The following is an 8,913-nucleotide window of genomic DNA, read 5'->3' as shown; positions in this document are numbered from 1 at the left end:
TCGGCCGTCGCGTGCCACCAGGTCGGGTCCGATGATGACCCCGGACCAGTCGTACTCGAAGCCCTGGGCGGTGTAGACGCAGCCCACCTGGTCGAAGCCGTTCGGATCGGTGGCCCAGAAGGCACTACCGGGAGCATCACCCACGCTGCGATCGCTCTTGACGTTCCAGGGTCGGGCCCACTCGCCTACCACCACGTCCGGCACCAGGGTGCCGTCCGGTCGAGGGTCGCTCCACGGCCAGCAGTAACCGGCCGACATCCGGGCCGTCTGTCCCGGCTCACCGGCATCGCCCGGCGGGCGTTGGCGCGACCGCAGGAACGCCTCCAACTGCGTCGGGGACTCCGCCAGCCGCAGATCGAACCGTCCGTCGCCGGCCCACACGGTCGGACCATCGCCGGCGAGGCCGAGCAGGGTGAGCACCCAGTCCTCGTATGCCGCGCTGCCGCCACACCGGAACTGGTCGTGCAGGGCCACAACCTCGATTTCCAGGCCCAGCTTCTCGGCGTACGCCGAGATGACCTCGACGTTGCCCAACTCCCCCGGTTTCACCACCTGATGCTCATCGAGCAGGAAGACCGGCACGCGCGCGGTCGAGATCAGTTCGTCCAGCTGCGGCCTTGCCCGGTCCCGCCGAGCCTTGGGTGTGTACCGGTTCACGGAGGTTTCTCGGATCCGGTGTGCCTCGTCGCAGAGCAGCACCTCGATGTCGTTGGCCCCGGCGTCCATGAAGCTGTTGAAGTACTTGAACATCCCTTGGAGCCGGGTCGAACCGCGCCCGGCATAGCGGCGCAGAGTCTGGGTGAACGCGCGGGAGCCGGTGGCGTGTAGCACGGTCCGACCCTGACGGGCCAGTTCACCCATCACCGACAGGGCGATGACGCTCTTGCCGCTGCCTGGTCCGCCTGCCACCACCACTGCCCGCTTGCGGTTCGCCTTCCGGGCCCGCTCGACCGCGTGCAGCACCAATTCGTACGCCACGTGCTGCTCGTCGAGCAGGGTGAACTGTGGCCGGTCCTTGAGTTCCTGCGCGGCGTACCGCAGAAGGTGCCGGCTGGGCCGGACGGTGCTGGTCAGCAAGCGATCGGCGGCGGCCGCGCCGGACTTCGGCGCGAACCGCGACTGGAGATGTGCGAGCCACTGGCCGCGACGCTGCCTGGTGAAGAGTCGGCTCTGCTCGCTGACTGGCCGGTCAAGCAGGTCGGCGATGTCCCGGTCAACGGCGTTGTGCAGATAGGCGGCACCGTGTAGCGGATACCGCTGGCGACCCAGAATGCCGAGAAAGTCGGTGAGGTACTGGCAGTAGTCGGCGACCTGCACGCCGGGGTGCAGTCGTGGTCCACGCGCGTGCTCGACCGCGACCAGGGTGTCGGATTCCTCGTACGCGGTCGCGTAGGACCATTGCTTCAGCTCGACGACCAGATAGGAGTCGTTCCCGTTACGGGGATCAACGCCGGCGAGCACCGCGTCGATGCGCCGGCTGGTCAACGGCAGCTGATACTCGACCAAGACCTCCACCTGGTCGAGACCCGCATCGGCGAGGTCCTGCGCCAGCACCGGCAGACTGTTCATCCAGGACCGCCGCTCAGCGGGGCTCACGCCGTGACGAATCGCCCACAGGTGCTCGGCAACTCGGTCGGCGAGGGTACCGTCGGTGGCCAGACGCAGCAGATTGGCGGCGGACGTACGAAACGCCGACATTGGCACATGCCCCCAGGCAGCACGATGTGATCGTGCGGATGGGGGGCATATCCGTGCACCGGAAGCCCGTCGGACCGCTTGGCTCTGAGCACCTTACCGAGTCGGATCAGGTTGATGGTGGATAGCCGATGCGATCGGCCGAGGGAGCCTTGGCCGCGGATCCGGATGACCGTTCGACCGGGTAACGCCGGGCAGCCTCGGTCAACTTGTCGGTGGCGGCGGCCACCGGGTCGATGCCCAGGATGTCGCTCAGGCGGGCCAGGTAGATCATGACGTCGCCGATCTCGGCGCGTACCCGGGCGCCGTGCTCGGGATCGGCCATCACCTGCGCGGACTCCTCCGGGGTGAGCCACTGCAACTCCGCCAGCAGCTCCCCCACCTCGCCGGCGAGGGCCATCGCCAGGTTCTTCGGGGTATGGAACCGCTGCCAGTCCCGTTCGTCGGCGAACCGGCGCAGCCGGTGCACGAGGTCGGCCAGCCCGGGGTCGTTCGGTTCGTGTTCCACGGGGCCGAACCCTACCGCCGCCAGCTCACCTGCCGACGTCGGCCGGGCCGGTGGGGGTGCCGCCCGTGCCCGGCGTCCCGAGTTCTGTCGGACCGGTGCCTTAGCGTGGGCCGATGACCGACATGGTGGCGATCGTCCGGCGGGCCTGCCTGCGTCTTCCCGAGGTCAGCGAGCGGCTGAGCCACGGCACCCCGACCTGGTTCATCCGGGGCAAGAGGTCCTTCGCCACGGTCTGGCCGGACGGCCATCACCAGGACGACTTCGCCCACCTGTGGTGTGCCGCCCCGCCCGGCTCCGCCGAGGAGCTGATCGCGGAGAATCCCCGGACCTACTTTCGCCCGCCCTACGTGGGCCATCGCGGTTGGGTCGGCGTACGCCTCGACACCGGGATCGGCGAGGCCGAGCTGGCCGAGATCATCGAGGACGGCTACCGGTCGGTGGCACCCCGGACCTTGCTCGCCCGGCTCGACGAGCCTCGATGAAACCACGCTCCGACACAACCTGGCTTAGCGCCGGAAGCAGTTGCAGATCACTACCTCATGGGAGACAGCGTGTCGGGTCGGTTCGTGTACTGGATGAACGTGTCGGTCGATCTGCGGATCGAGCGCGCCCCGGGTGAGCAGGGTGGCGGCGACTGGATGCGCATCGGCGAGTCGTTGCATCGGGAGTTCAACAGGCGGGCGCGGGCGATGTCGCTCATGATCGAGGGCCGCACGATCTACGAGACGATGGAGGCGTTCTGGCCGGGCGCCCGCGACGACGAATCTCTGCCGGACTACCTGCGTGAGTACGGTGAGATCTGGACCTCGATGCCCAAGGTGCTCGTCTCGCGCACCCGCGACGACGCCGGGCACCACACCCGGGTCGTCGGTGGGGACGACGCGATCGGGCAGCTCGCCCTGCTACGGGAGCAGTCCGACGGTGACATCGGGGTCGGCGGCGCCACCCTGGCCACCAACCTGCTACGGGCGGGGCTGCTCGACGAGCTGCTGCTCTTCACCCACCCCGTCGTGCTCGGTACCGGCCGGCCACTGTTCGACGACCATGACGAGCCGGTCGAGCTGGACCTGATCGAGCAGGCGTCGTTCGATCAGGGCGTGACGATGCACCGGTACGCGGTCCGAGGCGGCCGCGACGCCGAGCCGACGGCCGAAGGGCCACGCTGAGCCGTCGGTCCAACCTGCACCGCCCTCGGGCTCTGCGGAGCCGCCCCAGGGACCGAGGGTGGTTTTTCGTGTGTGGACGATCCTTTCGCCATCGTGGCGGAAAGTTCTATTAAACCTGGCAGAAGCCATGGACACATCGACATGGCTTTTGTTAACTTCACCCCGGATGTTACGACGAGGTGAACCGCCGCAGGGGCCAGCGCCACGCTCGTGACCTCCGACGGCCCCTCGGACACCTGCCCCCAACTCCCAGTTTCCCGCGCCCGCGTCGCCCACCGGCGACCCAACGGGCCATTCGGTGCTGCCCGACACCCGGAGGAGAAGCCCAGCACCCGTACGTCCCGACCTGCCCGACCCGTCCTCACACCAAGGAGAGGCAGTTGAAGAGACGACTCGCGCTCGCGGTGGCCGGTCTGACGACCATCACGCTCGTCGCCCCGCCCGCCAGCTCGATGGCCGCGCCGGCCAACCCCACGGCCGCCGGCACCAGCAGTCCCCCGCCCGACACGGCCTTCCAGAAGGTCACTCTCAACGACCGTCCCGGCGAGCCGATGGACCTCGCCGTGCTGCCCGACGGTCGGGTGCTGCACGTGACCCGCGCCGGCCAGGTGTGGCTGCACAACCCCGACACCGGGCGCAACACCATCGCGGCCACCCTCGACGTCTACCAGCACGACGAGGAGGGCCTGCAGAACGTGGCCGTCGACCCGGGCTTCGGCCGGCGCGGCAACAACTGGGTCTACCTGTACTACTCGCCGCCGATGGACACCCCGGTCGACGACCCGTCCACCCCGGACGTCAACGAGGGCGACGCCCCGGCCTGGGGCACCGAGGAGGAACTCGCACCGTTCCAGGGTGTCATCCGACTGTCCCGGTTCCGGTTGGTCAAGGACACGCTGGACCTGCGTACCGAGCAGCGGATCATCGACGTGCCGGTGAACCGGGGCATCTGCTGCCACGTCGGCGGAGACATCGTCTTCGACGCGAAGGGCAACCTGTACCTGTCCACCGGGGACGACACGAACCCGTTCGAGTCCGGCGGGTACGCCCCGATCGACGAGCGGCCCGGCCGCAACCCGGCGTACGACGCGCAGCGCACCAGCGCCAACACCAACGACCTGCGGGGCAAGATCCTGCGGATCAAGGTCGGCGCCGACGGCAGGTACACCATTCCCAAGGGGAACCTGTTCAAGCCCGGCACCCGGGGCACCCGCCCCGAGATCTACCTGATGGGGCTGCGTAACCCGTTCCGCATCGAGCTGGACCGCAGGACCGGCGACCTGTACGTCGGCGACTACTCACCCGACGCCGGTCAGCCCGACCCGCTGCGCGGACCGGCCGGGCACGGCAAGTGGTTCGTGGCCCGCGAGGCCGGCAACCACGGCTGGCCCTACTGCGTGACGCCGCAGTTGCCGTACCGGGACTACGACTTCGCCACCGAGGAGTCCGGTACGGAGTTCGACTGCGCGGCACCGGTCAACGAGTCGCCGAACAACACCGGGCTGCGCAAGCTGCCCGCCACGCAGCAGCCGGACGTGTGGTACAGCTACGGCGCCTCCGCGCAGTTCCCCGAGTTGGGCACCGGCGGCATCGGCCCGATGGCCGGGCCCGCGTACCGCTTCGACCGCTCCACCACCCGGGGCCGCAACCCGGTGGCGTGGCCGTCGTACTACGACGGCAAGCCGCTGTTCTACGAGTGGACCCGCGACTACGTGAAGGCGTTCCAGCTGGACCGGCGCGGCACCCTCGACGGCATCGAGCCGGTGCTGCCCTCGGTCGTCTTCGACAACCCGATGGACCTGGAGTTCGGCCCCGACGGCGCGCTCTACGTCCTCGAGTACGGCGACGGCTTCTTCAGCGAGAACCCGGAGGCGCAGGTGGCCCGGATCGACTTCATCGGTCGGGACGGCAACCGCAGCCCGATTCCGGTGGTCTCGGCCAGTCAGACCGCCGGTCTGGCCCCGCTGACCGTGGAGTTCTCCAGCGAGGGCACCACCGATCCGGACGGCGACCGACTGCGGTACGAGTGGTACCTCGACGACGACGACCGGGTCGACTCGCGGTCGGCGAACCCGACGTTCACCTACCGCGAGAACGGCAGCTACGAGGCGACGCTCAAGGTGACTGACCGGAAGGGACGCTCGGCGTCGGCGTCGGTGCGGGTGGTGGTCGGCAACGCCGTGCCGGTGGTCGAGCTGGTCGCGCCGGTCGAGGGCCAACCCTTCGCCTTCGGCGACACCATCCGGTACGAGGTACAGGTCACCGACGACCAGCCGGTGGACTGCGCCCGGGTCAGCGTGACCTACATCCTCGGCCACGACGACCACGGCCACCCGCAGACCACCGCCAACGGCTGCACCGGCTCGATCGTCACCACTGTCCCGTCGGGGCACGACCCGGCCACCGACAACCTGTCCGCCGTGTTCGTCGCCAACTACACCGACCCCGGTGACGACGGACTGCCGCCGCTGACCGGGACCGACCAGGTCGTGCTCGTACCCGGCGTGTAGATCCACGAGAGGAGTCATCATGTGTTACGGATATGACGGGATGGCCGCGCTGCGGCGTTCCGTTCTCGACCGGCGGGGCCTGCTACGCGGCTCGGTGGCCGCGATGGCCGGTGTCGGCCTCGCCACGGCGGGGGTGGGCGCGACCGCCGCCTCCGCCGGTTCCAAGCACGGTCCCGGCCACGGGCACGGGCATGGCGGTCGGCGGCGGGTGCCGCCGGGGCTGATCAGCATCCAGTTGTGGACCGTCCGTGACGCGCTCAACGGCGAGCCCGGCTACGACGCCACCCTGCGGCATCTCGCCCGGATCGGCTACCCGAAGGTGGAACTGGCACTGGGCTACTTCGGCCGCAACGCCGCCCAGCTGCGTCGCTTCCTGGACAGCATCTGCATCAGGGCCACGTCCAGCCACGACGGGATCAGCGAGACGCCCGCCGCGCTACAGGAGAAGATCCGCAACGCGGTGACGCTGGGTCAGAAGTTCATGGTGGTGCCGTACCTCTACTCGGAGAACGCCGACGACTGGAAGCGGTGGGCGGAGCAGATGAACGTCGAGGCCGCCGCCGCGGCCCGGGCCGGTCTGCGCTACGGCTACCACAACCACGCCCACGAGTTCACCATCGACCTCGGCGGCGGTCGTACGCCGTGGGACGTGCTGACCGAGGAACTGGATCCCCGGCTCGTCCACCTGGAGATCGACATCTACTGGGCGGTCACCGGCGGCATCGAGTCCGGCGACGGTGTGCGCGACCCCGAGGGTTTCACCCTGGACGTCATTCGCGCGGCGCCGCAGCGGGTGCTCCAGTACCACGTCAAGGACCGGCACGCCGCCGACGGCGACATGGCCGACCTCGGCACCGGGATGATCGATTTCAGGCGGATCTTCCGAAAGCACCCGGTGCTGGAGTACATCGTGGAGAACGACACTCCCGACGTGACGCCCCAGCAGACCGCCGAGGTCGGCTACCGCTACCTGCGCAACCTGCGGTACTGACGAACGTTGTCCCGGTAGTCGCCGGGGTGCCGAGTCGACCAGATCGGCACGGCACCCCGGCGATGCGGCGGCTCGTACGTCGCCGGACCTGCTCACTCAGTCGAAGTCCGCGGGGGTGAACTCCCGCTGTTCGACCAGGACCAGCCAGTTGCCCGAGTTGTCCCGCGCGACGGCCTCCACCCCGTACGGCCGATCCGCCGGTTCCTGGATGAAGTCGACCCCCTTGGCCCGCAGGTCGTCGTAGGTCTTGCGGCAGTCGTCGACGGCCAGGCCGACGGCGAACAGGTTGCCCTCGTCCTGCGCCCGGCGGAACATCTCCGCCACCTCCGGCGTCAGCGGCGGCCCGGGAAGGGTCAGGTGCACCTCCAGTTCCGGTTGGCTGGGGTGCTTGACGGTGCACCACCGGTAGCCCTCGCCGAGGGTGATGTCGACGCCCTCGACGAAACCGAGAATGTCGACGTAGAACGTCTTGGCGGCGTCGATGTCCTTGACGAACACGCTGGTCAACGAAACGTTGGTAATCATGGGACCAGGCTAGGAGACGGTCGGCGGCGTCCGGCTTCTCCTGGCTTGCGGCGTCACCCGCGGCGTTCGGCGAGCCCCCACATGAAGACGAAGCAGCCGGGGATGTGCGGGGCTCCGCTGCTCGCCCAGCGGCGCTGGAATTCGCTCGGCGTCTCACCGACCACCTCACGAAACCGGCTGCTGAACGAGCCGAGACTGGCGAACCCGACGGCGTAGCAGACCTCGGTCACCGTCAGGTTCGTGCTCCGCAGCAGATCCTGGGCCCGCTCGATGCGCCGCTGCGACAGGTACGCCGCCGGGGAGCAGCCGTAGGTGATGGTGAACAGGCGCTGGAAGTGGTACTTGCTGACGCTGGCGACAGCCGCCACGGCGGTGAGATCCAGCGCCTCGGTGTAGTGGCGGTCCATGTGATCGCGGGCGCGTCGCAGGTGAACCAGCAGGTCACCGGAGGCGCGGCGAGGTGGAGCGCTCATCACCGGCAAGCTTATGCCGTGGTCGGCCCGAATGCCCTGGCACAATCGCGGGCCGTGACCGCTGCCGCGCCGGTTCTGGTGCTGCGTTACCGCAGAGCGGTGACGTACGGCCTGCTCAGGGCGCTGGAGCAGCACGAGACCCCGACCCGCTGCGAGGTGCGATCGTCTCAGTTGGGCGAGACTGGCAGCTGCTCAAGGAAGTCGAGAACCCGGTGCCAGGCGTCGCTGCATGCCTGCTCGTGTTCATCGAAGGAGATGTCGAAGAACGAGTGGGGAGCGTTCGGGTAGATGATCAGCTGGTGGCGCACTCCCGCCTGGCGCAGAGCCAGGTCGAACTGCGTAATGTCCTCGGCGGGGATCGAGGGATCATCCCCGCCGAACAGACCGAGCAGTGGGACGCCGATGCTGCGTGCCCGCTCAGCGGGCCTGGGCAGCCGGCCGGGGCTGAGCTTGCCGTAGAAGCCGACCACCGCGTCAAGGTCGAGCCCACGGTTCGTCGCGGCCAGGAAGGCGTGAGTGCCGCCGAAGCAGAAACCGATCGCTACCGCCGGCCGGACACCGATGCGCCTGCGCAGCGCGGCAATCGCCGCCGCGATGTCAGCCTGCACCTGCTCCAGGGTGGTGGCGGAGAGGTGTGGCTGGAAATCGAAGTCGTCGCCGCGCGGCGCGAGACCGGCGGTGCGGGCAAAATAGTCCACGACGATCGCATCGTGACCTGCTTGGGCGAACCGCTCGGCGAGTTGCTCATAGAACGGGTAGAGGCCACGCACATCGGGCAAGATGACCACACCAGGCCCGCCAGGTTGAGGTGCCTCGGCCAGCGCGGCGGACACCAGGGCCCCGTCAGCGGAGATCAACTCGAGACGTTGAGCCGGCACGAGGTCGTCCGCGACTGCCCGAACACGCTCCTGAGGTAGTTCCGGCGGACTGGCATCAGCCGCAAAGCACATGATCGACTCCCTGACGCGAAGGACAGCCCGCGAACCCGGAGGCGCGACAACCGCGGAAGAGGCACGACGCGAGCCGCCAGGACTTCGCGATCCCC

General features: G+C 68.8%; 9 protein-coding genes. 4 read left to right on the top strand and 5 right to left on the bottom strand.

Translation table 11 applies throughout. The features are described from left to right. The coding region (locus tag V5O40_RS07135) for a DNA/RNA helicase domain-containing protein (protein ID WP_332904728.1) at positions 1-1,698 on the bottom strand (1,698 nt) is incomplete at its 3' end. 106 nt (positions 1,699-1,804) lie between these two features. After that, positions 1,805-2,203: a nucleotide pyrophosphohydrolase gene (locus V5O40_RS07130; RefSeq protein ID WP_332904727.1), complete on the bottom strand. Its 399-nt coding sequence runs from the start codon at positions 2,201-2,203 to the stop codon at positions 1,805-1,807. 113 nt (positions 2,204-2,316) lie between these two features. Here V5O40_RS07130 and V5O40_RS07125 point away from each other — a divergent pair, with 113 nt between their 5' ends. From V5O40_RS07125 to V5O40_RS07110, 4 genes are all read left to right on the top strand, one after another. Further along, positions 2,317-2,685, top strand: a complete 369-nt coding sequence (locus V5O40_RS07125; protein ID WP_332904726.1) for an MmcQ/YjbR family DNA-binding protein — start codon at positions 2,317-2,319, stop codon at positions 2,683-2,685. 69 nt (positions 2,686-2,754) lie between these two features. After that, on the top strand, positions 2,755-3,369 hold the full coding sequence (locus V5O40_RS07120; RefSeq protein ID WP_332904725.1) for a dihydrofolate reductase family protein: 615 nt from the start codon (positions 2,755-2,757) through the stop codon (positions 3,367-3,369). 380 nt (positions 3,370-3,749) lie between these two features. Continuing rightward, positions 3,750-5,879, top strand: coding sequence for a PQQ-dependent sugar dehydrogenase (locus V5O40_RS07115; RefSeq protein WP_332904724.1), 2,130 nt, complete (start codon positions 3,750-3,752; stop codon positions 5,877-5,879). 19 nt (positions 5,880-5,898) lie between these two features. After that, positions 5,899-6,870, top strand: coding sequence for a sugar phosphate isomerase/epimerase family protein (locus V5O40_RS07110; protein ID WP_332904723.1), 972 nt, complete (start codon positions 5,899-5,901; stop codon positions 6,868-6,870). A 96-nt stretch (positions 6,871-6,966) separates the two neighbouring features. Here the strand turns inward: V5O40_RS07110 and V5O40_RS07105 are convergent, their stop codons facing one another. The 3 genes from V5O40_RS07105 to V5O40_RS07095 all read right to left on the bottom strand — a co-directional run bounded on the left by V5O40_RS07105 (position 6,967) and on the right by V5O40_RS07095 (position 8,818). Further along, positions 6,967-7,395, bottom strand: coding sequence for a VOC family protein (locus tag V5O40_RS07105; protein ID WP_164446885.1), 429 nt, complete (start codon positions 7,393-7,395; stop codon positions 6,967-6,969). A gap of 53 nt (positions 7,396-7,448) precedes the next feature. Next, the gene (locus V5O40_RS07100; protein ID WP_332904722.1) at positions 7,449-7,868 is read right to left on the bottom strand and encodes an AraC family transcriptional regulator; all 420 of its coding nucleotides are present in this window, start codon (positions 7,866-7,868) and stop codon (positions 7,449-7,451) included. Between the two features lie 167 nt (positions 7,869-8,035). Next, on the bottom strand, positions 8,036-8,818 hold the full coding sequence (locus tag V5O40_RS07095) for a dienelactone hydrolase family protein (protein ID WP_332904721.1): 783 nt from the start codon (positions 8,816-8,818) through the stop codon (positions 8,036-8,038). Positions 8,819-8,913: the final 95 nt, after the last annotated feature.

Origin of the sequence: Micromonospora palythoicola (assembly GCF_036689795.1) — a bacterium.
Taxonomy (GTDB): domain Bacteria; phylum Actinomycetota; class Actinomycetes; order Mycobacteriales; family Micromonosporaceae; genus Micromonospora; species Micromonospora palythoicola.
The sequence above is the reverse complement of the archived record's forward strand: the minus strand, read 5'-3'. Positions and strand labels throughout refer to the sequence as shown.

Coding starts and splice junctions, on each gene's coding strand:
- V5O40_RS07125 (WP_332904726.1), top strand. CDS start 2,317: ATGACCGACATGGTGGCGATCGTCCGGCGGGCCTGCCTGCGTCTTCCC.
- V5O40_RS07110 (WP_332904723.1), top strand. CDS start 5,899: ATGTGTTACGGATATGACGGGATGGCCGCGCTGCGGCGTTCCGTTCTC.
- V5O40_RS07105 (WP_164446885.1), bottom strand. CDS start 7,395: ATGATTACCAACGTTTCGTTGACCAGCGTGTTCGTCAAGGACATCGAC.
- V5O40_RS07095 (WP_332904721.1), bottom strand. CDS start 8,818: ATGTGCTTTGCGGCTGATGCCAGTCCGCCGGAACTACCTCAGGAGCGT.
- V5O40_RS07100 (WP_332904722.1), bottom strand. CDS start 7,868: ATGAGCGCTCCACCTCGCCGCGCCTCCGGTGACCTGCTGGTTCACCTG.